This is a genomic window from Candidatus Planktophila lacus (assembly GCF_002288385.1).
Lineage (GTDB): Bacteria > Actinomycetota > Actinomycetes > Nanopelagicales > Nanopelagicaceae > Planktophila > Planktophila lacus_D.
The window spans coordinates 32,233-56,223 of the sequence record NZ_CP016783.1 but is presented as its reverse complement, the minus strand read 5'-3'; the positions used below and the strand labels follow the sequence as shown (position 1 = coordinate 56,223).

At 42.6% G+C, this 23,991-nt stretch carries 24 protein-coding genes; 9 read left to right on the top strand and 15 right to left on the bottom strand.

The features are described from left to right. Nucleotides 1-8: 8 nt before the first annotated feature. Both A1sIIB60_RS00255 and A1sIIB60_RS00250 read right to left on the bottom strand, forming a co-directional pair. Nucleotides 9-929, bottom strand: a complete 921-nt coding sequence (locus A1sIIB60_RS00255; RefSeq protein WP_095688746.1) for a dTDP-glucose 4,6-dehydratase — start codon at nucleotides 927-929, stop codon at nucleotides 9-11. 16 nt (nucleotides 930-945) lie between these two features. Continuing rightward, a complete protein-coding gene (locus A1sIIB60_RS00250) occupies nucleotides 946-1,485 on the bottom strand; it encodes a dTDP-4-dehydrorhamnose 3,5-epimerase family protein (RefSeq protein WP_095688745.1) in 540 nt (179 codons plus the stop codon). Nucleotides 1,486-1,503: 18 nt separating this feature from the next. On the opposite strand from A1sIIB60_RS00250, the gene A1sIIB60_RS00245 reads away from it, so the two are divergent. Genes A1sIIB60_RS00245 through A1sIIB60_RS00235 form a run of 3 tightly spaced genes read left to right on the top strand, consistent with a single transcriptional unit; the run spans nucleotide 1,504 to nucleotide 4,692 of the window. Next, nucleotides 1,504-2,364 (top strand): sugar nucleotidyltransferase, encoded by an 861-nt coding sequence (locus A1sIIB60_RS00245; protein ID WP_095688744.1) that lies wholly within the window; start codon nucleotides 1,504-1,506, stop codon nucleotides 2,362-2,364. A gap of 2 nt (nucleotides 2,365-2,366) precedes the next feature. Continuing rightward, on the top strand, nucleotides 2,367-3,899 hold the full coding sequence (locus A1sIIB60_RS00240; protein WP_095688743.1) for a glycosyltransferase family 61 protein: 1,533 nt from the start codon (nucleotides 2,367-2,369) through the stop codon (nucleotides 3,897-3,899). Continuing rightward, on the top strand, nucleotides 3,886-4,692 hold the full coding sequence (locus tag A1sIIB60_RS00235) for a hypothetical protein (protein WP_095688742.1): 807 nt from the start codon (nucleotides 3,886-3,888) through the stop codon (nucleotides 4,690-4,692). The genes A1sIIB60_RS00240 and A1sIIB60_RS00235 overlap by 14 nt, the downstream gene beginning before the upstream one ends. Here the strand turns inward: A1sIIB60_RS00235 and A1sIIB60_RS00230 are convergent. From A1sIIB60_RS00230 to A1sIIB60_RS00215, 4 genes are all read right to left on the bottom strand, one after another. Beyond that, entirely contained in the window at nucleotides 4,689-5,291 is a 603-nt protein-coding gene (locus A1sIIB60_RS00230) for a methyltransferase domain-containing protein (RefSeq protein WP_095688741.1), read from the bottom strand. The two genes, A1sIIB60_RS00235 and A1sIIB60_RS00230, sit on opposite strands and share 4 nt — an antisense overlap. Further along, the gene (locus A1sIIB60_RS00225; RefSeq protein ID WP_190279210.1) at nucleotides 5,291-5,968 is read right to left on the bottom strand and encodes a methyltransferase domain-containing protein; all 678 of its coding nucleotides are present in this window, start codon (nucleotides 5,966-5,968) and stop codon (nucleotides 5,291-5,293) included. Before A1sIIB60_RS00225 ends, A1sIIB60_RS00230 begins: the two co-directional genes overlap by 1 nt. Nucleotides 5,969-6,029: 61 nt before the next feature. Beyond that, nucleotides 6,030-7,070, bottom strand: a complete 1,041-nt coding sequence (locus A1sIIB60_RS00220) for a hypothetical protein (protein WP_095688739.1) — start codon at nucleotides 7,068-7,070, stop codon at nucleotides 6,030-6,032. Continuing rightward, entirely contained in the window at nucleotides 7,067-7,792 is a 726-nt protein-coding gene (locus A1sIIB60_RS00215) for an FkbM family methyltransferase (RefSeq protein WP_190279209.1), read from the bottom strand. Before A1sIIB60_RS00215 ends, A1sIIB60_RS00220 begins: the two co-directional genes overlap by 4 nt. A gap of 238 nt (nucleotides 7,793-8,030) precedes the next feature. Here A1sIIB60_RS00215 and A1sIIB60_RS00210 point away from each other — a divergent pair, with 238 nt between their 5' ends. After that, nucleotides 8,031-8,984, top strand: a complete 954-nt coding sequence (locus A1sIIB60_RS00210; RefSeq protein WP_095688737.1) for a hypothetical protein — start codon at nucleotides 8,031-8,033, stop codon at nucleotides 8,982-8,984. A gap of 140 nt (nucleotides 8,985-9,124) precedes the next feature. Next, nucleotides 9,125-9,724 carry an FkbM family methyltransferase gene (locus A1sIIB60_RS00205; RefSeq protein WP_190279208.1) on the top strand — a complete coding sequence of 200 codons (600 nt, stop codon included), beginning with the start codon at nucleotides 9,125-9,127 and terminating at the stop codon, nucleotides 9,722-9,724. A 36-nt stretch (nucleotides 9,725-9,760) separates the two neighbouring features. Here A1sIIB60_RS00205 and A1sIIB60_RS00200 read toward each other — a convergent pair whose 3' ends face one another. Together A1sIIB60_RS00200 and A1sIIB60_RS00195 are read right to left on the bottom strand one after the other, a co-directional pair. After that, nucleotides 9,761-11,116, bottom strand: coding sequence for a hypothetical protein (locus A1sIIB60_RS00200; protein WP_095688735.1), 1,356 nt, complete (start codon nucleotides 11,114-11,116; stop codon nucleotides 9,761-9,763). Between the two features lie 70 nt (nucleotides 11,117-11,186). Beyond that, nucleotides 11,187-11,831, bottom strand: coding sequence for a VOC family protein (locus tag A1sIIB60_RS00195; protein WP_095688734.1), 645 nt, complete (start codon nucleotides 11,829-11,831; stop codon nucleotides 11,187-11,189). Nucleotides 11,832-11,945: 114 nt separating this feature from the next. Between A1sIIB60_RS00195 and A1sIIB60_RS00190 the strand changes: the two genes are divergently transcribed. Next, complete coding sequence (locus A1sIIB60_RS00190; RefSeq protein WP_095688733.1) at nucleotides 11,946-12,755, top strand: class I SAM-dependent methyltransferase; 810 nt, start codon at nucleotides 11,946-11,948, stop codon at nucleotides 12,753-12,755. A gap of 50 nt (nucleotides 12,756-12,805) precedes the next feature. Further along, complete coding sequence (locus A1sIIB60_RS00185) at nucleotides 12,806-14,182, top strand: NAD(P)-binding protein (RefSeq protein ID WP_095688732.1); 1,377 nt, start codon at nucleotides 12,806-12,808, stop codon at nucleotides 14,180-14,182. Here A1sIIB60_RS00185 and A1sIIB60_RS00180 read toward each other — a convergent pair. The 5 genes from A1sIIB60_RS00180 to tmk are packed head-to-tail and all read right to left on the bottom strand — an operon-like array spanning nucleotide 14,158 to nucleotide 20,852. Then, nucleotides 14,158-15,357 carry a glycosyltransferase family 2 protein gene (locus tag A1sIIB60_RS00180; RefSeq protein WP_095688731.1) on the bottom strand — a complete coding sequence of 400 codons (1,200 nt, stop codon included), beginning with the start codon at nucleotides 15,355-15,357 and terminating at the stop codon, nucleotides 14,158-14,160. The two genes, A1sIIB60_RS00185 and A1sIIB60_RS00180, sit on opposite strands and share 25 nt — an antisense overlap. Next, nucleotides 15,306-16,070 carry a class I SAM-dependent methyltransferase gene (locus A1sIIB60_RS00175; protein WP_095688730.1) on the bottom strand — a complete coding sequence of 255 codons (765 nt, stop codon included), beginning with the start codon at nucleotides 16,068-16,070 and terminating at the stop codon, nucleotides 15,306-15,308. The genes A1sIIB60_RS00180 and A1sIIB60_RS00175 overlap by 52 nt, the downstream gene beginning before the upstream one ends. Nucleotides 16,071-16,128: 58 nt before the next feature. Beyond that, the gene (locus tag A1sIIB60_RS00170) at nucleotides 16,129-17,652 is read right to left on the bottom strand and encodes an alpha/beta hydrolase (protein ID WP_095688729.1); all 1,524 of its coding nucleotides are present in this window, start codon (nucleotides 17,650-17,652) and stop codon (nucleotides 16,129-16,131) included. After that, nucleotides 17,652-18,806 carry a DNA polymerase III subunit delta' gene (locus tag A1sIIB60_RS00165; RefSeq protein WP_095688728.1) on the bottom strand — a complete coding sequence of 385 codons (1,155 nt, stop codon included), beginning with the start codon at nucleotides 18,804-18,806 and terminating at the stop codon, nucleotides 17,652-17,654. The genes A1sIIB60_RS00170 and A1sIIB60_RS00165 overlap by 1 nt, the downstream gene beginning before the upstream one ends. Further along, nucleotides 18,807-20,852 carry a dTMP kinase gene (gene tmk, locus A1sIIB60_RS00160; protein WP_095688727.1) on the bottom strand — a complete coding sequence of 682 codons (2,046 nt, stop codon included), beginning with the start codon at nucleotides 20,850-20,852 and terminating at the stop codon, nucleotides 18,807-18,809. It abuts the gene before it with no gap. A gap of 108 nt (nucleotides 20,853-20,960) precedes the next feature. Between tmk and A1sIIB60_RS00155 the strand changes: the two genes are divergently transcribed. Both A1sIIB60_RS00155 and A1sIIB60_RS00150 read left to right on the top strand, forming a co-directional pair. After that, nucleotides 20,961-21,305: a type II toxin-antitoxin system Phd/YefM family antitoxin gene (locus A1sIIB60_RS00155; protein WP_095688726.1), complete on the top strand. Its 345-nt coding sequence runs from the start codon at nucleotides 20,961-20,963 to the stop codon at nucleotides 21,303-21,305. Beyond that, entirely contained in the window at nucleotides 21,302-21,697 is a 396-nt protein-coding gene (locus A1sIIB60_RS00150; protein ID WP_190279207.1) for a type II toxin-antitoxin system VapC family toxin, read from the top strand. The genes A1sIIB60_RS00155 and A1sIIB60_RS00150 overlap by 4 nt, the downstream gene beginning before the upstream one ends. Here A1sIIB60_RS00150 and galE read toward each other — a convergent pair whose 3' ends face one another. Both galE and A1sIIB60_RS00140 read right to left on the bottom strand, forming a co-directional pair. Next, a complete protein-coding gene (gene galE / locus A1sIIB60_RS00145) occupies nucleotides 21,698-22,666 on the bottom strand; it encodes a UDP-glucose 4-epimerase GalE (protein ID WP_095688724.1) in 969 nt (322 codons plus the stop codon). A 17-nt stretch (nucleotides 22,667-22,683) separates the two neighbouring features. Further along, nucleotides 22,684-23,991: a hypothetical protein gene (locus A1sIIB60_RS00140; RefSeq protein WP_095688723.1), complete on the bottom strand. Its 1,308-nt coding sequence runs from the start codon at nucleotides 23,989-23,991 to the stop codon at nucleotides 22,684-22,686.

Sequence of the window (23,991 nt, the reverse complement as noted above, 5' to 3'; positions counted from 1 at the left end):
CACGGAATTTACCAATTACTAAAGTCACTGAAGTCTTGGCCCAATATTTTCTTTGGAAACCAATTTAGCTCCGATTGAATTTTCTGACTATTCAACGCATAACGAATGTCATGTCCTTTTCTATCTTCCACAAACTTAATTAAATTTTCATCGATATTTAATTGGTTTTTTAAAATCTGTATCACTTGTAGATTTGTTAACCGATGATCGGTTCCAATGTTGTAAATTTCTCCAATCCGACCCTTTAGCAAAACTGCCATAATTCCTGCCGCATGGTCTGATACGTGAATCCATTCACGTGTTTGGCTCCCGTCACCATAAATTGGTACTTCCTCACCATTTTTCAATTTAGAAAGAGCAAGTGGGATCAATTTTTCTGGATATTGGTGTGGTCCAAATGTATTAACACCTCTAGTAATCATGACTGGGAATTTATACGTAGCCCAAAATGAAAGAGTTACCAAATCTCCAGCCGCCTTTGAGGCCGCGTAAGGGGAACTTGGGTTGAGTGTGAATGTTTCATTAGCAGTACCTTCAGGCATCGGTCCATAAACTTCATCCGTGGAAACCTGAATGAATCTAGCGGAATCTTTTTCTTTACATGTGTTTAGGAGGTTGCAAACTCCCATAAAATTTGTTTTGGCAAAGATAAGCGGGTCCTCAATTGAACGGTCAACGTGAGACTCTGCCGCGAAATTTACAACAAAAGTTTCAGAGTCAATCAATCCTTCATACTTTTTAGAGTCAAGGATATCCGCGTGAATAAAATCAAATTTTGTGCTATTCGAGATATCGCGTAAATTTTCTTGATTACCGGCGTAAGTTAAGGCGTCTACAACGGACACTTTATTAAAGATATCGGAATGAACCGCTTGCCGCGCAAATTCCGATCCAATGAAACCTGCTCCACCGAAAACAATTAACTTCATTCCCTGACCTTAATCTTTAGTAAAGTTCGCTTAATTCGGGTGCCATTCTATCGCGCTCACTGAGAATAGTTGGTTGTATCCAATTTAGGCTCCAGTCGCCAGCAATTGGGTTTATTTCGAACTCTTTATTGTTTTCATACTCGATGTTTGTTCCATAAATTGTTAATGAGTCTTCAGTCAAACTTTGGACAGCGTGACCAAACCCGGGAGGAATTACAAGACTCAGTCCACTTTTTTCATCAATCTCTGCAAATCGCACTTTTCCAAAGCTAGCCGATTCTGTTCGTAAATCAATCATTGCATCGAGGACTTTTCCCTTTACGCAAGTAACAACTTTCCAATGGTTAACGTTAATTTCTGATGAATGAAATCCCCGCAACGCACCGCGTTTTGCTCTGATTCCATTAATTTGTCTAATATGGGGGAAATCATGAAAATGCGCTCTAAAAATTGTTTCTTGAAAAAGCATCTCAAATGATCCTCGATCATCCGAAAAAACTTGCCTTTGAAAAAGTTTAGGCCCACGCTCAAAAGGCATCTCGTCAATAAGTTCCATAGACGTTACTATGCCACCATGTATGGCCTAATTCTTGCTGGCGGCTATGGGACGCGGCTTCGACCAATGACCACTGTAACGTCTAAGCAATTGCTGCCGATCTATGACAAACCCATGATCTACTATCCCTTGTCGCTGATGATGGCCGCAGGAATTCGTGAATTTAGTATTATCACCGTTCCCAATCAAGCAGATTCATTTATGAATTTGCTTGGTGATGGATCTCAATGGGGTATAGAACTAAATTTTATTTCTCAGGAAAAAGCGAATGGAATTCCCGAGGTTTTTACCTTGGCCGAAAAGAAGATTGTCGATAAACCTAGTTTGCTCATGCTTGGGGACAACATTTTTTACGGTAGTCGAATCGGCTACAAAATTAGTGAGAATTTGAATCCGAAAGGTGCGCATATTTATGGTTATTTAGTTAATGACGTATCAAAGTTTGGAAGTTTGAAAACTGATGGAGACAAGATCCTCTCCCTAGAAGAGAAACCGAAAGAAGTCCACAAAGGTTTGGCTATCCCGGGTATTTATCACTTTGATTCTCAAGTATGTGACTTTGTCAAAGAAATTAAACCTTCGAGCCGCGGAGAATTGGAAATAGTAGATTTACTCAATATTTATTTGCGCCAAAATTCATTGAGCCACTCAATTATCGACCGAGGCACAGCATGGTTAGATACTGGCACGGTAGAGGATATGTTTGCCGCTGCCGAGTTAGTTAGGGTGATCCAATCGCGCCAGGGAATGCTCGTTGGCTCGCCTGAAGAGGTAGCCTTCAGAAACACGTGGATTTCTGAACATCAGCTTTCTGCGCTAGCAAAAAATTATGTCGGAAGTCCTTATTCCAAAGCGCTACTTGCTTTAATCGAAGATTAAAAGTGATTAACTTCAAAAATAAGAGCCACCAATCAGTAAAAGTTTTTGGGATAATTGATACTTCTCTGATTGAAGACATAAATTCTGTAATTTTTATGGCTGGCAATGATCCGATCCAATGCACTTTCCAAGATATAAATATTTCAAAATGGCTCAAGATTTTAACGGGTGGGGAGAGTTTTCATTCGCTCTCTATGTTGAGAAAAAGCCTGCTATATATTTCGCGGAATTTACATTTCATTCGACTGACGAATAAGAAACGATTTACCTTGAATATTCCAGAGTCTTTTTTTCTCAGAAATGAAATTAAAACTATTTCGTGCTGGATAAATTCCGTTGAGTTGGATGTCTTCGTCACTAGAAACTTGGCACAGTATGGAATAAAAACAAAGTTTTTGGACCTTAATCTTGATTACGCTTTAGCAAAGAACTGGCCAGACATGCAGGTAATTATTGGTTATAGCAAGCATTGTTCAGAAATTTTTCCCAAATTTGGTCAAGTCAACTGTGAATTCACTGAAGCTCGACTAGTTTCTGAAGTAATGCGAACGTTGAAGCCGGGTGAACTAGCGCATAAGTGTATTCAAGACGCGCGCATAGTGCATGGCCAAGCTGTTGTTGATGAAAAGTTTTTTTACCCTGTAGATACTTTGAAGATTCCTGAAATCTTAAATTCTCAGTCTCTTCCAGCGCCTTACTGGCGTGATTCTTACGATAGAGCCGTGTTTCCAAAGTGTATTAGATCTAAGCCCAAGATTGACGAGGCGATTTTTTTAGGCGGTACAAATAATTTGATGCATTTTGCAATCGAAGAAATTCCTAAACTTTATAAACTTTCATTAATGAATCTGTCTGAAGAAATTCCGCTTATCCTCCGCAACGACCTAAGCATTCAGATACGTGAAATGTTTGAGGCACTTTCCTCTCGCAAACTTATTTTTATCGATAATTATGAGGATATATCAGTGGGGCGACTTCATATCATCCAGTTTAATAACCCACTTCGAAAGAGCATGTCGGGAGATCAGGATGCTGATGAAGTTTTATTCAATTCTACTGCGATGGAATGGGCCAGAGTGAAGTGTCAGGAATTAGTCCCTACAAGTTGGGGAATAACCAGAATTCAAATTACGCGAGAAAGGGGGCTCTTTCGACAATTAACGAATGTGGACAAGCTCTCGCTCTCATTAAAGCAGGAATTCAATTTTCAACCAATTTTCACTGGAAACTCGAATCTTCAAAAAGCCGTTGCTCAGTTTCGCGATGCGAACATCGTTATTGGCGAATATGGGGCCGGTTTGGCCAACATCTTGTTTTGTCACCCCGGATCAATAGTTATTGAAATAAGAGGACCCGCAGAAAGAAATGCGCGAGAGTATTATTTACTTTGTCGATCACTCAATATTAAGCATTTTTTGATCGTGGGACACAAAAGAAATCTTAGTAAATATGGCCTGGGGAACGGGCAGTTTGAAATTGAAGTAGAGGATTTAATGAAGATAGTTCGACCTTTATTAGTTGATGGGGCAAGTTAGTTTGAGAATACTTTATTGCTTCACTTCATCTTACATCGAACCATTCTTTAGTCTACAGAAAGCGGGCGCAGACGTTACTTGGAGGCTTACTCTTTCTCCCGAAGACAAATCGTTAGCTATCTACGCAAATGGTTCCGGAAAGTTTAAGTCACTTTATAAAGCATCGCTTATTTTTGAAAGGTTGCGCTGGGGTAAATTCGGCAAGTATTTTACGTTGATTCTAAGATATCTTCTTAAACCTTTTGGTGGGAGTTTGCCGAGTTGGCAGAAGAACGGTGGTAACTTATTAGTTGATATTCCGGAGGGGTTAACATTTCTAGGCTTTAAAATGCTCGCCTCTATGGATTATGCATCTCAAAAGCAGTTTGACTGGCTAGTGCTTACCAATTTAAGTTCGTATCCAGTTTGTCCTGAAATACGTGAATTCTTGGCGGGATTAGAGCCTAGTGTGGATCTATATGCTGGAAAACGATTACCGAGCGATGTTAATCGAGGCATTTCTGGCAGTTTTGTAATTCTAAGTTCAGCTACTATCAAAAGAATTCTAATGAACAAACATTCTTGGGATCACTCCGCGTTAGACGATATCGCTCTTATGAAATTGACCAAACAATTAAACATAGATCCTACTTTCTTACCTTCCGTAACACTGACGCAGGTCACTTCTTCAGAAGAAGTTGTTCATCAGGTTAATAAAGGTACGCTTCATTATAAATGCGGCCCTTTTCTAAAGAATAACGTGCGTCAAGATTACTTATTAATGCGAATTTTATTTAAGTTATTGAATGCTTAATCTGCTTTTCTCAGTATCCAGATCCTATGTTGAGGCCTTAGGAAGCGAAATAGTGATCTTTTTTGAAGGCTTAAAATTCTTCTGATTGACTTGGATTCCTGGCTTGGAAACAATTCAACGCTGTATATGTACTTGTTCCACTGTCTCAATTTTTTATTTTTTATTAAAGAGTAGTTTGTTTCAATTCCTTCATAACTAGAATCTTTCGACTTATTAATGAAAAAATTAACTGTTTCATCGGTTATAAAATTAACATGAGTTGGGTCTGAAAAAGCATCTTTGTATGGAAATGCTGGAAATACAAATAAAGCATTACCGCTGGGCTTTAGAACTCTATGAAGTTCGTTCATATAGAAAATGAACAAATTCTTTCCATTTTCACTTCTACTCAGGTGCTCCAGCACATCGTAAGCTGAAACGCTATCAAAATAGTCGTCCGTGAATGGTAAAGGTCCACCAGGTTCAATTATTCTTGTTTCAAGCGGTATTGAATATTCTCTGACGTCAACGGTGTTTACAATTGATGCATTGAACGGATTTCGGGGAGATGCTCCACACCCAAAATCAAGGTGTATGGACTCAAATGATTCCTGATTCATTAAACCTTTTTCCCTTCACTTTGATTTCCTAAGCAAGGCTTTCTCAATACCCAAAGTAGAGAATATGCATTTTTGCGCTGGGACATACGCAAGAATCTTTTTATATGTTTCAACCTTAGTTCCAACGAAGAATTAGAAATTTTTTCATTTAAGTTGGTGTGGTTAGGAAATCTACCGATGAGTGGGCCAGATCCCCGTAGCCACGATTGATGGATTTTCTCAAAATTTGCGGTGAGGCCATACCCCAGATGTTTTGCCCAAGAGTTTTCATCAAAATATGAAATGGTTTCTTCGGTAATGAAATTGACATGTGTTGGATCTTGAAAGGATTGAGGCGAAGGATAAGCCGGTGTAACGCTTAGGAATATTCCGCCTGGCTTTAATATTCGATAAATTTCGTTCATGATTTCGATGAATGGATAGCGGGCTCCGTTATCACCGTCTGGCCAAGTCCTAGGAATGTGCTCTAAGAGGTCATAAGCTGATACTGAATCAATTGAAGAATTCGCAAAATCGATGCTGGTCAAATTTGAAATCTTCTTGTAGGTAAACTCATCATCTTTATTGTGGGACTCGTTCACATCAGCAACGAAAAGCTTTTTAGATGCAAATGGATTTGTTGGGCGACCTCCTGATCCCCAGTCCAAGTGAACCGAATCTCTATCATTGAGATTCAATGGTTGTGTGAACTGCCATTCAAACCAACTTGGTCGCCAGTTCGACGGTGTTACACATTCACTACACATTCTTATCTCCATTCATGGCTTTGAAAATACGACTAATAGTTAACTTACATCTTTTAACAGATGAATTCAAAAGGGCCAATAAGAAAACATCTATATAGTAAACGGTTTGTAGTCCACTGCTGGACTTTTTCAAAAGTTTTTCTAATCGTAAAAACTGGGATTCAGATCGAAAGAGTTTGATTCTCTTACAAGTGGCATGAAGAGAGAAAACTTTGGCTGTGGAATCTTCTACACATAAATCAACAAATTTTCTATTGACATTCGGGTTTAATTTCCAATTTTGTGTGTCCGCATAATTTTCTGGGACTGGGCTTCCTACTATTGATAACCCTCTTCTGTTTCTAGGATCAGTTCCAAGAAAAAAAACTCCTAAATCCGAACCGTCAAAGACGCCTCCAAGTATCTCCATTCCCCGGTTCATGCTTTTTAAGACATCGTTGTCAATCGGATTATTAAAAGATGTCTGCATCGATAGTCCGGTGGGTAGAACTTGAACTCTATCTTTATTTAAATCATAAAAGTTACGCAGCACCAACATGTCGCTGGTAGAGGGATTTATCTTGGCCTGCTCTAAGGAAAAGTCTGCTAAATCTCTAGATGATTGTGCTGTTTTGAAGTAAACCAAACTTGCAATTCCCCGTTTTTTTGAAACGATGGGAAATGCATATTCTGACTCGAGTTTATGGAATTTTTCCATTGGAAAATCCGAAGCAAGTATATTGTCCGACTCGATGTGAATAACGGGCCCCGGCATTTCCTGCATAAAATCAGCGATTGCGATGAAGCGCGCCAACGATGTGAGCCAAAAATTACTTCTAAAATCTTTCGGATGGTTCAGATTATTCTCTAAATTTCTCCAATCCTTCCGTGGGACATATCTATACATTTCAACGCCATGAATTTGGATGTTATCTTCGATAAGATTGTGTATCAGGTGAATTCTGCTATTTGGGAAATGTTTCAAACAACATTCTAAATTAGACTTCAGGAATTCTGGAATCTTGCTATTTAGATGTACGAAAACTATATTCATTTCAGAATTGATCCAATAAATCGATGTTTTACCTTTACAAGTAGGGGGAACATAAATTGCGGTATGAATGATCTTACAAAACGTGAAAACTGCCAAAATAACGATCGAACAAATACGATTAGATCATTTCTTAAGATAGATTTGTGAATGTAAAGGGCATCTCCCCAATTTGCTTTTCTATCCCATGCGGTGAAACGTCTCTTGAAGCCTTTCTGGAGTAAAAAGTCATCTATATCCTTCAGCAGAGGAGCATTTTCGTACAAATGCTCCCGGCTAACTTCTGTGTATATCCATTTCACTTGATCCAAAAAGATGCCTAGCCCTTCCAGCGCTTTCAATTCCGATCCTTGTATATCTAGTGCAACGTAATCAAACTTTGCATCTTTAGGAAGTGCTGTGTCTAGCCTTGAGGTATAAATCTTTATTTTTTCTTTAACGTAAATTTCTGGGTATTTCACTGTGTGTTTGTCTAAGTTGAATAAACTTGATGATGCGGTCTTATTCGTTACATTGAATGTAATCTCTTCATTATTCAAATTCCATGCATAGGCTTGAATAACTACATTTGTTCCTCTGTCTAACCGAGAAGAAAGCTCATCGAATAAATCACTTTGCCCTTCAACCCAATATATTTTTCCTTTGCCAAAGAATTCATTCGCTTCATACTCTTGTAATTCTTCAGCTTTGTGAGCGCCGACGTGAAGAATCCCGTTTGGATGCACGTGAAGAATTCTCTTGAATTTCTGTATGTACACCTAAACACCACGTTTCGTTTCATGCCTATTGCTTGGAGATTGGAGGTTTGCGACATAGAATACTGCGATCATGTATATCCCGCCTAAGTTTAAGGCCTCTATCAAGAATAATCGGGCTGGGCGATCTTTGATTAATGCCATGAGGGTGCTCAGCAGCTTATTAAGATGTGTAAAAGTCTGGCTTACGCTTAAGGTGTCACGAGTTATGAGTTCAAATATCTCATTAACTTACGATCCGAACCGAAAACCTGACGGCGTTGGTGCCCAATTACAAAGAATTTTTGCGATCCGTGGCCTCTGCAAAATGGCAAAGATAAGGTATATCCACACAGCAATTTCAGATGTTGCAGTTCATGCGCTTGATCCATATCAATCGACTGCAGATTACCAGAAATTCATTAGCCTTCTTGATTCAACATTCAAAATGAAAAGCTCTGAAATTCCGAAGGTCCGGGAGGAGATATCAGTAGAACACTTTAGAGCAAGAACATTAATTTACTACTCTTTGCTTTCAATTCTTAAACAAAAACATTTTTTGTTACGTGTTTCTGAACCATATGCACTTACTGATTCTATATCAAAGACATACGCGTTTGTTCACCCACTTGAAGAGAACCTTAGGAATTATTTAAATAAATTTGAATTGAAATCTCCAACAATTGCGATCCACTATAGGTGGGGAGTCGGGGGAAAACAGATCCAGAAAGGCGAATCGATAACTCGTGAACTGGACTTTGAATATTATTCAAAAGTTGTTGAGAATATCAAAAGCCTGCATTCCAGTGTTGAATACAAAATAGTAATCGTCACAGATGCACCTGGTAAATCTTTAGTTTACGAGCCTCCTAAAGAACAAAAATCACTATGGGTCGGTAGTCCAGGATTCAGTGGGGATAAGAATACGATAGAGGTTTCTGGGATAGATATGCATGAACTTTTCGGTAGTCTCGGAATGGAGATAGAGGTTGTATCTGGTGGGAGTCCGCTTGATGCAATAGCAATTCTTGCAAACTCTGAGCACTTAATAATGAGCCGTTCAAGTCTGAGTTTCGTTGCTGGCCTACTATCAAAAACAGAAGTCTACTTTCCTGCTTCTTTCTGGCACAAGCCATTGAGAAATTGGCACTTAGTAAATGATCAAGATGTGATAGGAAAATGACTCTCACGAACCTTTGCAAGATAAAACTAGTTAACTGGTTGAACTTGCTCACACTGAAACTAACAATTCTCGGAAACTTCAAAAGTAAAGGTTTTAAACTGCAGAGACTGGGAACGGAATATGGAGGATGGTGGATTCCCTTGTCCGCACTTGAGGGCGACAAAAGCAAAGTTTTGGTTTCAGTCGGATTAGGTTACGACGTTTCTTTCGATTCTGAGCTAATTAAAAGAGGTTTCCGTGTTATAGGACTTGATCAACAAGTTGAATGTGTGGCTTACGCTGAAAATGAGATTTCTTCACGGAACGCAACATTCATTTGCAGAGGTTTAGGAATTGAATCCGGCCAAGTGCGATTTTTTGCGCCGCGCAATCCTTTACATGACTCTTGGTCTATAACGAACGCGCAGAACACGAATATTGAGAAATCTCGCATTTTTGAAGTAATGTCATTTGCGGAACTATGCAAAGAGTATCCAGAAATTGTCAATTCAAAGTTTTCAATGCTTAAAATGGACATCGAAGGTGCCGAACTCCCCATTTTGAATGCAATTTATTCGGATCTAGAGTTCGACTTTATAGGAGTTGAGATGGACTGCCTTATACTCATCCCTTTTTTGAACTTTGCACAGCGATTTAGGAAAATAGCCCAAGTTAGAAATTTAGTTTCGAAGCTAAAATCGAAAGGTTATGAGCTAATTCATTTAGATAATTTCAATTTTTTCCTAATGAAGATTGAATAACTGAACTTTTTATGATTTGTATTGAACCGTCCACGGCTACTTTAGAAGCTGATCCTTGTTTGAAATTCGGGCAATTAGAATAGTCACTCCCAAAAGTGTGGATGCCATCAAGTATCTAGGATTGGGCGCGGGTGAGGCCAACACAACGACCACATGAGTAAAAATCAAAGGTAATAGTGCCAAGAAAAATTGCGACCTTGTTAACCTCGTTAATCTACGCCCAAACAAAAGAGCAACCGAGATCCATAATCCGGCCCAGCCCCAAACTTGAGAATTTTGATTAAAGATTAGGGCGACGAAAAGCAGCAGGCTTTCGAGCGTCGATTGCATCGGGAGTTCCGTATTCTCAAAATATTTCGAGTCAATGGAGGTTTTAAACAGCTCACTAAATTTTTGTAAGTCATCTTGTGTCCCCAAGCCCACCGGTAGAGAGTAATTAATTTCAATCATATTTGGCGGAGGGCTAAAGAAAATGGGTGGAAGTGCAACGCTACTTCTTTGAATTCTAGATACGATTGATATCTGAGGATTCTGAATAAACAGTTCTTTCCAAAGGGATAGCGTTTTCCCGCTATTAACTGACGCTGATCCCAAGGCAAAATATGAGTAATCGGCTAACCAGCAACTTTTGGGCTCTTTCCACAATTTAATTGAGCCTAGTTTAGAAAGTTCATTCCACTGTTTTTCTGAAATAACCGCATCAGGATGTTGGGCTATACATTTCATATCGCCCAAAACATTTGCTAAATAGAGTTTTTCTGAATGATGCGAAACCTGTAATACAGAACTCATTAAAGTGAAGTTAAACGCAACAAGTATAAAAATTACCAAACTCAGGAATTTGTGTGATTTTAAAAAGAGAAACAAAGAAAGCGCTAAAAGAAAGGCACATCCCAAGATCGACATACAAGAAAGAATGATTGAAAATGAAAGGACTATTTTTTGCGTCCAACCGCTAATTCGCCTACTATCGCTTAATTGGATTATCTGACTAGTCAATATTAATATTCCTGCAGTTGCTACCGTGTCGCGCCCAACTGTCATGCCAAAAACACCAATAAATGGACTCCAGGCCAATATCACAAAAATTCTTCTTTTGATTTTTTCTTCGAGATTAAGTGACTGGATAAGTCGATAAATCCCGTACGTCAATATGGCTAAATTTACCGCTGATACAGCGAAGAGAAATCTGCCGTTAATTGTTAAAAGCTGAAGGTATCTAAAATAAAGTGCAGTCCACTGATCTGAACTTTGACCATCTTTCATAAGTTCAATTAGTGAGGCAGAATCTCGATAAATGCGACCGGGAAACAGACCGTAGAAATATACAAGGCCTGGAAGTGATCCCAGGATCAAATAATTCTTTTTTATGCGATTAGCATCTTTTTCCATAAAGTAAAGATACCGCTTCCAACGAATGTTATGTTAGGCCGACGTTGAGGCTTTAGCGGCTGAACTGCGATTAGTCGATTAAGACAACCCCTTTGGGGGTTTTAACGATTAGACCTACAATCCCTTTTTCGTTTTCGTCAGCCGACATTTCTGCCCAATTGATTTCGACCTCTTTTAGAGAATCAATTATCTCATCCTTAAACCACGAATCCGCTAACTGATCGGCGTCATTAATTACAACACTTTCTACCGATGCCACTGCGCTACCGTCTTTAGAAGGATGATCCGTCGTTAACCATTGAATAAAGAATGGGAATTCGCGTGACTCCTGTATTTCCTTCACTCCAATTTGTTTCCACTTTAAATCAGTTCCATCAGGACGTGTCCGATGTCCTTCGACCGCCTTGCGACCGAATTTATCTTCAACTATCGAGATATTTTCTGTGCTGAATACCCAAGTTAACCATCCACCGCCTTCTTGCACTTTTTTTGCCACAGCGCGCCCCCAGGGTGTTTGTTCGGTTGCAGGATGATCAAGTGGGCAAACTACTTCAATGTACATACCTCCAAGAAGCGGCGCAGTAAAATTACGAGTTCCAAATCTTGGATGAATGCCACCATCAACAAAAGTTGTACCCATTAGCGAACCGATACGTTGTACGGTGTCGGCAAGTTGTTCGTGTGAGGTTACATAGGAGAAATGATCTAGGCGCATAGGACAATTTTGCACTATAAATTGGAGTGCTCATTACCAATCCGAGTCCTCTATTTGCGACCAAAATCTGATGACTTTCTCGGAATTATAGGTAATTTAGCCTAATATGACTTGGTGAAGTTTCTAGAAAAGTCCAAAACTGCCATTAGGGTGTGGAAAAACTTCGGTTCCATTGAGATTTTCATGCTTCTTCTCCGAAAGTATCGAAGCCGCAATAGTGGGCAGTCCCTGAAAATTCAGTCGTATAACAATTTTCTACCTTCTGTAAAATTTTCTGATCCAAATTTGCAATTCTTGAAGGAATGCAATCTTGATAAAGCGGGCGTATCAGATATTGAAATGTATAAAGAGTATTTACTCCGCAGAGAGATGAAAGATGAACTCTCTAGGACCGGATTCTTTGACCAAATCTACGATCTAGGTCCTGGATTAAGCCTAATTCTTTTTCATTTACTCCTCAAAACATGTCCTAACAAAATTATCGAGACTGGTGTTGCTGCTGGAGCATCATCAAACATAATTCTTTACTGTTTAGATATCAATAAAAATGGAGCCTTGGTTAGTGTTGATATAACACCCAATGTTGGGGAGTTAATTGAAGATAATCTAAAGCGTAGGTGGGAATTAAATATTCTGCCTAATTTGTCAAAGAAAAAAGGTTTCATTAATCTCTTACAGAGAAATTCGGATGCGAGTATTTTCCTACACGACTCGGATCACTCAATTCAATGGCAAAAATTTGAAATTAAAGCTGCAATCGAAAGCTTGCCAAGGCTGGAGTATCTGCTTGTCGATGACGTCACGGATCAACTGAATGATTATGTCATTAACAACTTGCCGAATTGGAAATTACTAGTTATTGACGAAGGTAGGAAGTATTCTGGCTTTATGGTGAGAGATTTAGTCATAAGAAATGTTGAATAGATTTATACAAACTTTTGAACGAAAACCTTGTCTGCAGTAGTCTTAACAATATGAAATTCGGAGTGGTTGGATCTGGCCCTAGTGGTGCTCTTGCGGCCCTTATTCTTTTACAAAATGGCTTTAATGTTGATTTGATCGAAATAGACAATAAAGATCAGATTAACAGTGATGATTTACACACTCAATTGAAACTCAATAACGGAGATTCAAGTACATACGATATGAATCAGCTCCTAAAGATTCAAGTTGATGGCAAACCCGGGACTTTTTTTCGTTCTAAAGTTTTGGGCGGATTCTCTAAGGTGTGGGGCGCCACCTGGGAAAGTAGTTTTGCAAGAGACGAACCTTCGTGGGGTGAACACTACGAAATCGCTACAGAATTCATGCGTTCATCTCTAGGCTCATCCACTAAAAATTTAATTGCCTCAGAAGACGTTAATTTTGAATGTGATTGTCTAACATTTATTGAAAAATCATCTTCGTTCGCGTTAGATGAAACGCGGAAAACAGATTTAGCAATCGCGTATGGAAAATGCGGCTGCATCACTGAGGGGAAGAATTTTTGTAATCACGGGTCGGTATGGAGTTCTTTATCTATTGTTGAGGAATGCAAGAAATATGAAGGTTTCCGATTAGTTTCAGGTATGGATGTCAAGGCAATTTCTAGTTCAGAGTGTTTAGAAATAGAATCAGCCGATAACATCAAATCGGCATATGATATTGTAATATTGGCATCTGGTCCTCTAGGAATTTCAGAGATACTTTTAAATTCCTTCGAAGAGATTCAAGAAATTCATCTATCCGAGACTCGCATGGGGTATGCACCTTTTTTCAAGTATAGGTTAAATACGGGTCATAAAGGAGCGTTTGCCTTTAGTAAGTACAGGCTGGATTTGAAAAATTCTAAGCAAGAAGTTTTGGCGCACGTGCAACTTTATCCCCACTCTGAACTCTACTTTGATCGAATCAAAGGCAAATTCCCTAAGTTTTTTGGATTTTTTTCTCGAATTTTCGTAACTGTGCTATCTCCCCATATGGGTATTTCTCTTTTTTACATTAATTCGAAGATGTCCGAATCTCTAACCCTAAGCATTAATGAATCTTTACGCCAGTTGAATATCCAAACTGTTAAAGCTAAATCTGACTGTCACTCTTTAAAGCGGCTAATCAGACTAAAGCTCAAGGATTTAGGTCTGAAGCAATTATTGCCGAGCTTTATGATGGCGAAGGTTGGCGAGAGTTATCACCTTGGTGCCGCTGAAGATCTATTGGATGATTTCGGGTTTCTTAGAATTGATAGCCGTATAGCTGTTGCAGGTTCTTTCGCGCTACCTCAAATTGTCCCGGGGCCTATTACCCATGCCGCCATGGCCCAGACGTCTAGATTAGTCGAGAGGATTGTTCACCAGAATTTAGAAAGTATTTGACGGGTTTGGACTGAACACATCAATCCTTGGACCCCAACGATAAGAGACGAAATTATCGGTAATGTTCTCCTTGATTCACTTAATGGATCTACTGCAGGAAAATTCGCACTGAGCCATAGGCTTCCAATGCTTAACAAAGAAGCAAAACTAAGCAAAGATACGATTAATGAAATAGTTAAAAAACTCTTAGAAGTTACTACCCTCTGAATTGAATCCCAAGGTTCAAATCTGACTACATTCTTTGATGTTGCATACGCCATAGTGACAAAGCTTGCACTAATCAACTGAGTTCCTACGATGAGAAAAACGGTTGAGAAAAGTGCGGTTTGCAAACTGCCCTCCGCAAAAAATAGCTTTATTTTTCCAGTGGCTGCAAAACTTGCTAGACCGGTTACCCCAATCACAGAGAGCAAAATACCTGGGAGAAGTTGAAAATACTGTGGCGAGAACAAAAGCATCATCTTTAAATGCCGCCAGCCATCGGGGAAACTTCGAAGATGTGGCTTTCTATCTCTACCGTCTTTTCGCAATTGCGTTGGAATTTCCACAAATGTTGCACCTATATTTGCTAGGCGAGCAATCATTTCTGTTGCATATTCCATTCCAGTAGTAACCGGGTTTGCCTCAATATACTTTTCCTTCCTAACGGCCCTGAGCCCGCAGTGGAAGTCCTTTATTGGAATTGAGAAAAAAACTCTTCCTAACAGGGAAAGGATGGGATTCCCTATGTATTTGTGGTGCCAAGGCATTGCTCCAGGGTGAATCCCACCCGCAAATCGATTTCCAATAACGATGTCTGCGCCTTCTTCAAGAGCTTTTGCAAATTTTGATGCGTCTTCAAAAGCGTAACTTAGGTCTGAATCACCCATAACTATTAATGAATTTGCCGCAGATTTAATTCCTGCGTCCAAGGCCGCCCCATAACCTTTAATCGGAACCTCTACAACCTTACAGCCTAATTTACGCGCAATCGCTTTAGAGTTATCGGTAGACCCATTGTCTGCAATTATGATCTCGATTTCGGCGCCTGCGAGTGCGGCCCCAGATTTAGCTTCGATAATGCATCTTTCGAGTGTGAGTTCCTCGTTTAAGCATGGCATAACTACCGTGTATTTCAACATTTTTATATTTTTGTTAGTCGAATTACTCGGCCCAGACCAAATCGCCATATCCATGCATTTGTACTTTCCTCAAATTTGTAAATTGGGAGTAGAAAAGCGCTAGGTATAGGCAATCTGGTATGGACTCCGCCAGAGAGCAAAAATGAAAGGCCTTTTAGGGGTTGCAGGATTTCAACTTTGAGAGAGGGGAATTCAGATTCAAACTTTTTAATGTCGCGCACGAAAATATTAAATGCTTGAGCTTGATTGCCCATCATCGGATCGTCATTATTAATTTCCCACTCGCGCTGGCGTGTGTCATAAGGCTCTGGATGCAGATACTTAAGTAGTACTTTAAAGCAGAGTCTCGAGAAGAAATTCCAGTTGGGTTCAATGTAAATAGCATTTCCACCTGGCTTGAGTACGCGGTTGAGTTCCACAAAATGTTTACGCGGACTTCTTGCATGGTGCAGCGCATCCATCCCGAAGATTACATCTACGGAGTTATCCGGGGCGGAAATTGCTTCAGCGGACATTTCATAGTCAACTCCGGGACTTACTCGAACATCTGTCGTTTCAACTCCTGGCCATACTGCTTTAGTAATTCCTCCCGCTGCACCAATCTCAATAATTCTTGTTGGATTATTTATCGTGATTGCGTTGCGAATTGCTTCTAATTCGTCTGAAAACAATCGATTTAAGTAACCATCCCTAAGTATTCTAGCTACGGCATTTGCCGGTTCAGAAAGTGTCTTCCGCTCATAGAAACCAAAAAGTTTGTCCGACATTTTCGCCCTTGCTCTAGATAAACGATTGGCTAACTGTAGTGAAAGAATCTCTAATTTGTTAAAGGGTGCAGGTTAAGTTTTTCTTAGGGGTTTTGCCTTGAAGCAAGTAGGAATCTACTGCGTTGTCCACGCAGGCGCTGCCACGACCTTGGCCGGTGTGGCCGTCGGCATCGAGGGAGATTAGTTTGGATGTGGTGAAGATTTCATGGAGGCCAACCGCCCAGTCGTAAGGGGTTGCTGGGTCGCGGGTTGTGCCGATGACAAGGACCGGTGAGGTTTTAATCGACGTAATTTTATTTGTAGTTCTCGTTAACTTATCTTTTGGCGCTGGCGTTAAAAACTTGCAGGCGATGTTTGTGTAGGCAAGATATGGTCCGAAGACTGGGGCGCGGTCGGCGAAGCGTTGGGCTTCGGCTTTGGTTTTTTCAATGCTGCGCGTGTCGGGCCAATCGAGACAGTCGATGATGGCGCCGGAATCGAGTTCGTTGGATGCGTATGTACCATCAGATGAACGGCCACTGTATTGATCGGCAAGATCGAGGAATGTGTCACCGAAACCGCTTTGGCCTTCGAGGAATGCGGTGCGAAGTTTTGGCCAACCGTCGACATCATCGTAAAGGGCTGATGCGGTACCGAGAACGATAAGTGATTCGGTGGCGACGCGTTCGTCATTTTCAACTTTTGTTTTGCGTGGAAGTGGATTAGTCGCTGCTGTTGTGAAGAGGGCGATGATTGCAGCGGTTGCTTCTTGTCTATTGGGAGGAAGTGGACAATCATCTTGTTTTGCACAGTCGGCAAGGAATGCATCGAGAGCGATGTCGAAGCCGACTGCTTGGGAAATGTTTTGTTCGAGGATTGAGATATTTGGATCTAGTGCGCCATCGAGAATCATGCGGCCGACTTTGTCAGGGAAGAACTGAGCATAAAGTGTTCCGAGGTATGTTCCGTAGGATTTACCGAAGAAGTTAATTTTCTTATCGCCGAGTGCTGCGCGCAGGATGTCCATGTCACGGGCGGATTCTGCCGTTGAGTAATGGGTTAGGAACTCGTTTTTCTCTTCGCATTTCTTGATGAAATCTTTTGAATCGGCGAGCGCCTTTTCGAGTTCTGCCTCGGTATCGGGCTTAGCATCAGATGCGTAGCTGGCGTCGGTTTCTTCATCGGTTAAACATTCAATTGGTGCGCTGCGGTCAACACCGCGTGGATCAAAGCCCACGATGTCATAACGATCGAGGACATCGGGATCAAAGACGTATTCGGCGTTATAGGCATAGTCAACGCCAGAACCGCCGGGACCGCCAGGGTTGACGATTAGCGAGCCGATGCGGTTCTTTTGATCTTGGGCTTTATAGCGAAGTACGGCTAACTTAAAAGTTCCAACGGTTAAGTCGGCGTAATCAATTGGCACGCGAAGATCGGTGCATTCGAAATCTTCGTAGCAAGTTGCCCAGTCGAGTTTCTGGTTTTCATAGGCAGCTAAATCAGAGAGTGGTTTTTCAATCGCTACATTGGAAGCGCATCCCGTTGCAATCAGTGCAAAGGTGAGAGTTAAAGCGGTGAGAAAAGGGGTGCGTTTTTTCATTAGGCCAAACGACACATCAAGGCTTCGATGGTTAAAAGTGGTGCTGCGTTGTGGCTCAAGTTGGTCCTGGCTTCCATTATGGCGTTGACCTTCTTTACCGTCGCATGAGCGGGTGTTTTATGCGCATAAGCGGTTATTTGATCGGTCATATCTATGTTGATAATGGAATCTGTGGCGCCAGCCTGAACCATCATGACATCGCGATAGAAAGTGGCGATATCAAGTAGGGCGCCATCTAGTGAATCGCGCACCATGCGGGTGGCGCGGGATTTCTGTTCTTTCTCAAGTTCTTTGATCGCCTTTGATCCACCGGTTGCCATGCCGCGACCGGTTGCGCCTTTGCCATATGCCTCAGCCAGGGCTGCAGTTTCTTTCTCATCTCGTTCTTCACTTGAAGCATTCGCTTCTTGCGTTGCCAGGTCGACCAGTGTTTGTGCTGCTTGAAAGGCGGCGGCGATTGAGGAAAGTTGTAGTGGCAGCTTCATGATTTGGGCGCGGTTGCTGCGCACGTGTTCATTCGTTGCGATGTAGCGAGCGCGGCCGATATGGCCTTGTGAAACGCGGGCTGCGAAATCTGCCATGACCGGAGAAATGCCATCGCGGTTTTCAAGAACTGCGGTGACATCTTGGGTTGATGGTGTGCGCAGTTGCAGGTGGCGACAGCGTGAGCGAATGGTGGGCAAGATGTCGTGAAGCGTTGGGGCACAAAGCAACCAAACGGTGCGAGCGCCGGGTTCTTCAATCGCTTTGAGAAGTGCGTTGGCGGCGGATTCGGTCATGCGGTCGGCATCTTCCATAACGACTACGCGCCAGCCGCCCATGGAGGGCGCCCATGATGTGCGGGTCAGGAGCTCGCGGACCTCATCGATCTTGATGGAAAGGCCTTCGGTGCGGATGATCTCGACATCGGGATGCCCCCCGGTCAGGGCGCTACGGCACTCCTGGCAGGTGCCACAGCCACCGTTTGGGCAGATCAGGGCTGCGGCGAAGGCGCTGGCTGCTGATGAGCGACCAGAACCGGGTGGGCCGGTGAAGATCCAAGCGTGGGTCATTTCTTGTGACTCGGCGTTGGTACGAGAAGCCACGACTGCGCCTTGCAAGATTTCGGTGATGTGGGATTGGCCGACTAAAGAGTCAAAGACGGATGCGGTCATTTAACGTTTAAAGATTTTCTTAGCTGGCTTATCTGTTTTATTTAACGCAGGAAGTTCAGCAACGCGCGCGATGATCGCGGCATGGATTTCTTGAATTGTTTGTTTGCCATCAACAACTAAATAACGTTCTGGATCAAGGCGGGCAAGTTGCAAGAACTCTTGGCGCACGCGCTCGTGGAAGGCAAGTGGTTCTGCTTCTAAGCGATCTGGGTTATGCAAACGACCGATGCCGATTTCAGCTGGCAAGTCGATAACAATTGTTAACGTTGGAAAGAGTGATTCAGTTGCCCAACGAGAAATGCGTGCAACTTCTCCTGGTGCAAGTACGCGACCGGCGCCTTGATAGGCAATTGATGAATCAAAGTAACGGTCGGTAATTACAACTTTGCCTTCGGCAAGGGCTGGGCGAATGATTGAGAAGACATGGTGTGCGCGGTCTGCGGCATAGAGAAGTGCTTCAGCGCGTGGGCTGATGACACCGGTTTCATGTCCGAGCAAAATCTTGCGCAAGCCTTGGCCTAAATCTGTGCCACCGGGTTCGCGCGATAAGACAACGCTTTCACCGCGGGTCTCTAGCCACTCTTTAAGAAGTTTGGATTGCGTTGATTTGCCGGTGCCTTCGCCGCCTTCGAATGCGATGAAGACGCCGGTTGTTGGTGCACCGGTGATGCCACCGAGTTCGCCCTTAAGTGCATTTGCAATATCTGACCAGAGTGAAACGCTTGGGCGATCTTTCATCTGGTGATATGAAATTGCGCCGATGAGCGCTGCAATTAAACCTGCGATAAGAATGGTTACTTGTGCGCCGTTGAAGTCGAAGGTTACGTTTTGAATTTTGTAGGTATGAACGCCGAAAGCTGCGGCAACTGCGGGTGCGATGGCAAGAACTGCAACCAAGGTGATGCGGATAAGTGATTGCACGAATGCGAATGTGCGACCGCGGACTTCATCGGCAACTTCCATGCCCAGCATCGTGAAGCCGGTAACCCAGGTGATGCCGCTAAATGCGCCGAGGAAGATCACCGTAAAGACTGCCAGGACAAGGTTTGGGATTAAGGCAAGAAGAACTAGGAAAATGCCAGCGGTTGTAAGGGATGCGCCGAATAAACGGCGGCGTGAAAATTGTGCGAATATCTTTGGGCCAAAGGCGATACCGATTGCAAGACCGGTAAACACTGCGCCAAATAAAACACCGTATGCCGCATCTCCGCCACCAAGATCGCCCACGAAAGTGCGCGCAAGACCAATAACAGCACCAGCTGCAGAGAAAGCACCGATCATACCAACGACAAGGCCGCGGATTAATTTGGTTTCGCTTACCGATTTCCAGCCATCATGAAGTGATTTCCAGATATTTTCATCTTTAGCTTTTTCAGCAGCTGCGCCCTTTGGAATCTCTTTCAGACCCCAGATCGTAAATGCGGCGAATGCGAAGGTTGCAGCATTTGCATAGAGTGCAATATCAACCGATGTACCAATTGAGAATGGGAAGAGCGATTCGATAGCGGATGCAAAGAGAGTTAAGAGTGAGAACAAGATCGCAGCAACTGGCGCCGTTCCATATGCGGCAAGAAGAGATGCTTGGTTTGCGCTCTCTAACTTATCCTTGCCAACTAAATTCGGAACCGTTGCTTCCTTTGCCGGTGACCAGAAGAGCGTTAAGCACTCGACCAAGATCATCGCGGCGTACAACCAGAAATATGTATTAACAATTGGGATCGAGATATAAAGTCCGGCACGGAAAATATCGGCGGTGACCATTAACTTGCGGCGATCAAAGCGATCTGCGATAACTCCGGCGATTGGGCCTAAGAAAACTGCAGGCAAAAGGCGAGCAATAAAGACACCAGCGATTGCAAAGTTTGCTGTTGCATAAGATCCGCCAGAAAGTTGTGCGGCAAGTGCGGTGGTTGCGAGCAGGCCTAACCAATCACCGAGAGATGAAAAGACCATCGAGTTCCAGAGCTTGCGGAATGCGGGAATCGCCAGAACGCTGCGCGTTGCATCCTGCGCCGGGGCGGCAGGGGTGGGCAGGCTAGCGGGCATGTGTGAAGTCTATCGGGCGCAATCGAGGCGCTAAATAGGGGCGAAAAGGGCTTTAACTGGGTGATTAATTCGATGTAGCACTTTTACCGTTTGTGCTACCTTTGCGGCATGACAACCGCTGCTCGCAAACCAAAGCCGACTTCGGGCACAAAAAAACCTGCAAAGAAAGTTGTGGCTATCGAATCTGTTGGTGTGCGCGAACTTCGCCAAAATGCATCAAAAGTTTTAGATCAAGTTAAAGATGGTGCAATTATCGAAATCACCGAACATGGTGTGCCAGTTGCCCGTATCTTACCAATTACCAAATCGCTTTACGATGAATATATTGAAAGCGGCTTGATTAAACCGGCACGAAATCCCGATTGGCGTCCAACAAAAAACCCCGCAAAAATTACTGGTAAGAAGACTTCTACTGAGATTTTGATGGAGATGCGCGCTAAGGAAAGATATTGAGCTGGTATCTAGATAGCTCGGCAATTCTAAAATTCATATTTGCAGAACCAGAGCGACCTGAGCTTGTAAAAGAGATTTCGGGTGGGGTGATCTCTTCTGAGCTCTCACGACTTGAAGTAAGAAGAGCGGTCTTTAAAATGCAGCCAAGCGCGATTGAATTAGCAGATGAAGAGCTTGGCAAAATTAATTTCGCCGATCTTTCAGGAACGGTTTTGAGAATGGCTGGATCGTTTGGCGAAAATATATCCTTGGGTTCACTCGATGCCATACATGTAGCTACAACGCTATTGTTGGGCGAAAGAATCGAAGGGCTGATCACTTACGATAAACAGATGGCAAAAAATGCGAAGAAAATGGGAATCAACGTTTTATCGCCTGGTGCCAAGGTTTAATTAGAAGAGGCTACGAATACTTTCTTCCAAGCTGTACTTTGATTTGAATCCAAGTTCTGTCGCTGCTAAATCAACGTTTGCACACAGAAATGCTGGATCTCCAGCGCGACGTGGCGCTTCAATTACCTGAGCATCGCTCTTGTTTATAGCCTCCAGCACTAACTTCACGATTTCGCGCACTGATGCTCCGCGTCCTGTGCCGACGTTGATGATTGCTGGGATTGGCTTGGTGGCATTAGCTGCAACCAAGTGCGCTGCAGCGATATCCCGAACATCTACATAATCACGCACGCACGTGCCATCTTCGGTTGGGTAATCAGTTCCGAATATAACCGGTGCTTCGTTATTGCTTAACTTACCCAAGACGATTGGAACCAAATTTTCAACCGAGTTATCTAGGAGCTCGTGCGATGAGGTTCCGACAACATTGAAGAAGCGAAGAGACGTTCCAGAGTTACCTGGAGTATTTATAAATTCTGTAACTTTACTTTCAGCATCTAACTTTGTAGAACCGTATGGAGAGATCGGTGCAAGTGGTCCGTTTTCTTTGCAAGGATCCATAGTGTCTGGGCTGCCATAAACAGCAGCGGTTGAAGAGAACAAGAACTTCTTAACGCCATGCTTCTGTGCAAGGTTTAACAGCCCGGCTGTAGCGGTGAAATTAACTTCTTTGTACTCGTCTGGTTTCTCAACAGATTCGCCGACTGCTTTTAGCGCTGCAGTGTGAACGATGCCGGCAAAGTTATTGTTTTCTAGAATGTTTTCAATCGCTGTGTAATCACGGATATCTACAACTTCAAGTGGAATTTCGGTGTTGTGCTTCTTGCGCAGGTAATCAACGCGTGAAGAAAGTCCTTGGTAGAGCGAATCAAGTAGTACTACATCTTTACCATCTGCGATAAAGAGATCAGCGATATGTGTTCCGATGTACCCCGCACCGCCAGTGATAAGCCATTTCTCGCGGGTCATAGTTGGAGTTTAGCCCTTTACTTCTTCTTAAATCCCGCAGGGCACTTCGGTTTAACCGCAGTTACTTTCTTGGTTGTCTTTCCTTTAACGCACGTGATTGTTGATTTCTTGGATACTGAAGCAGCTGGTTTTTCGACTTGGGCGGGTGTGGTTACCTCAGTCTTCTCTGCTGGCACTGGTTTAGCATTTACGCTTTGGGTTAGTTTCATTTTGATTGTTGGTGCGGAATAGTGAAAGCCTGAAGCGCTAACCTTAAAGAAATTACCTTCTACTCTTGAACTGGTAGTTACGAGTTCCGTTATCCCAAGTTCTGGATAAGTAGCCGCTACGGTTGCCGACACTGCTCTACTTAAGTCAACTCCCCATAAACACTTTGCCGTCTCAATAGGCATATCTATGTTAAAAACACCTAAATTTTTTGAGTTGTCTGCTTTGTAATGAGTACTAGAAACTTGAAGAGTTAAGGCGGATTCGGCTGGCAACCACATGGGCATTGATTGCAGCTGACCGCTATACCAAAGACTCATTTCGCGTCCATAATCGCAGCGTTTCAACCATTCAGACTGACCTGAAATCGTTGTATGGGCATAGACGCCAATATAGGCATAAGTAGCATCTGCTCTATCTTGCTTTGGATCTTTGGGTTTGAGTGGAGTTTCGATTTTGTAAGAGAAATTCACTGGTTCTCCAGTAAAAGTAACAATGCGATTACCTTTTCCGTTAGTGCCAACCCTAACTTGACCGTTCCTCGCTTCGCCATTCGCATGACTGAAGTCGAATGAGGGTAGTGGGCGTATCGAAATTTCATAACGGTAGTTCTCGTTTAAACCCCACATGCGGATGCACTTTTCGGGGTTATCTACCGTTCCGCAGAGGAGGTCGTTTTCTCTGTCTACAAAATCGACTGTCGGTGCTGGCACTCCCCACCCTGAAGCAAATAAATAAATTATTGTTTCATCAACATTGGTTGAACAATCGGTCGCACTCCAGCAATATTTTGCTCCTAAAGGAAAGTGATAAACATGGAGCGTCATTAACTCAATCTTGTTTTCATGAGTAATACCTGGTGCATACCACTGGTATGTCATAGTTGGCGTGGATTTCTGTCCCGCGAATTCATAAGTTAAAGGTGTAATCGGCCCACCTGGGATCGCTTTAGTCCTCTTTCCATTTGAGTCGATCAGAGTGAGGGACTCTATGCAAGGAGCTTGATTAATTACTTCGCACGGTTCATAAGGAATCAGTGGAGTATTAGCGTGCGAAAATTCAATAGGCGTCAGAATTGAAAATAGAACCGAGAAAAGAATCGCTGCGGTTCTCTTCAT

Excerpts from the sequence above, each read along its gene's own strand:
- A1sIIB60_RS00165 (WP_095688728.1), bottom strand. The coding sequence starts at position 18,806 with ATGACCGCATCCGTCTTTGACTCTTTAGTCGGCCAATCCCACATCACC.
- A1sIIB60_RS00245 (WP_095688744.1), top strand. The coding sequence starts at position 1,504 with ATGTATGGCCTAATTCTTGCTGGCGGCTATGGGACGCGGCTTCGACCA.
- galE (WP_095688724.1), bottom strand. The coding sequence starts at position 22,666 with ATGACCCGCGAGAAATGGCTTATCACTGGCGGTGCGGGGTACATCGGA.
- A1sIIB60_RS00170 (WP_095688729.1), bottom strand. The coding sequence starts at position 17,652 with ATGAAAAAACGCACCCCTTTTCTCACCGCTTTAACTCTCACCTTTGCA.
- A1sIIB60_RS00200 (WP_095688735.1), bottom strand. The coding sequence starts at position 11,116 with ATGGAAAAAGATGCTAATCGCATAAAAAAGAATTATTTGATCCTGGGA.
- A1sIIB60_RS00250 (WP_095688745.1), bottom strand. The coding sequence starts at position 1,485 with ATGGAACTTATTGACGAGATGCCTTTTGAGCGTGGGCCTAAACTTTTT.
- tmk (WP_095688727.1), bottom strand. The coding sequence starts at position 20,852 with ATGCCCGCTAGCCTGCCCACCCCTGCCGCCCCGGCGCAGGATGCAACG.
- A1sIIB60_RS00210 (WP_095688737.1), top strand. The coding sequence starts at position 8,031 with ATGAGTTCAAATATCTCATTAACTTACGATCCGAACCGAAAACCTGAC.
- A1sIIB60_RS00185 (WP_095688732.1), top strand. The coding sequence starts at position 12,806 with ATGAAATTCGGAGTGGTTGGATCTGGCCCTAGTGGTGCTCTTGCGGCC.
- A1sIIB60_RS00140 (WP_095688723.1), bottom strand. The coding sequence starts at position 23,991 with ATGAAGAGAACCGCAGCGATTCTTTTCTCGGTTCTATTTTCAATTCTG.
- A1sIIB60_RS00180 (WP_095688731.1), bottom strand. The coding sequence starts at position 15,357 with ATGGATATGGCGATTTGGTCTGGGCCGAGTAATTCGACTAACAAAAAT.
- A1sIIB60_RS00255 (WP_095688746.1), bottom strand. The coding sequence starts at position 929 with ATGAAGTTAATTGTTTTCGGTGGAGCAGGTTTCATTGGATCGGAATTT.
- A1sIIB60_RS00155 (WP_095688726.1), top strand. The coding sequence starts at position 20,961 with ATGACAACCGCTGCTCGCAAACCAAAGCCGACTTCGGGCACAAAAAAA.
- A1sIIB60_RS00230 (WP_095688741.1), bottom strand. The coding sequence starts at position 5,291 with ATGAATCAGGAATCATTTGAGTCCATACACCTTGATTTTGGGTGTGGA.
- A1sIIB60_RS00220 (WP_095688739.1), bottom strand. The coding sequence starts at position 7,070 with ATGAATATAGTTTTCGTACATCTAAATAGCAAGATTCCAGAATTCCTG.
- A1sIIB60_RS00195 (WP_095688734.1), bottom strand. The coding sequence starts at position 11,831 with ATGCGCCTAGATCATTTCTCCTATGTAACCTCACACGAACAACTTGCC.
- A1sIIB60_RS00235 (WP_095688742.1), top strand. The coding sequence starts at position 3,886 with ATGGGGCAAGTTAGTTTGAGAATACTTTATTGCTTCACTTCATCTTAC.
- A1sIIB60_RS00175 (WP_095688730.1), bottom strand. The coding sequence starts at position 16,070 with ATGTCGGACAAACTTTTTGGTTTCTATGAGCGGAAGACACTTTCTGAA.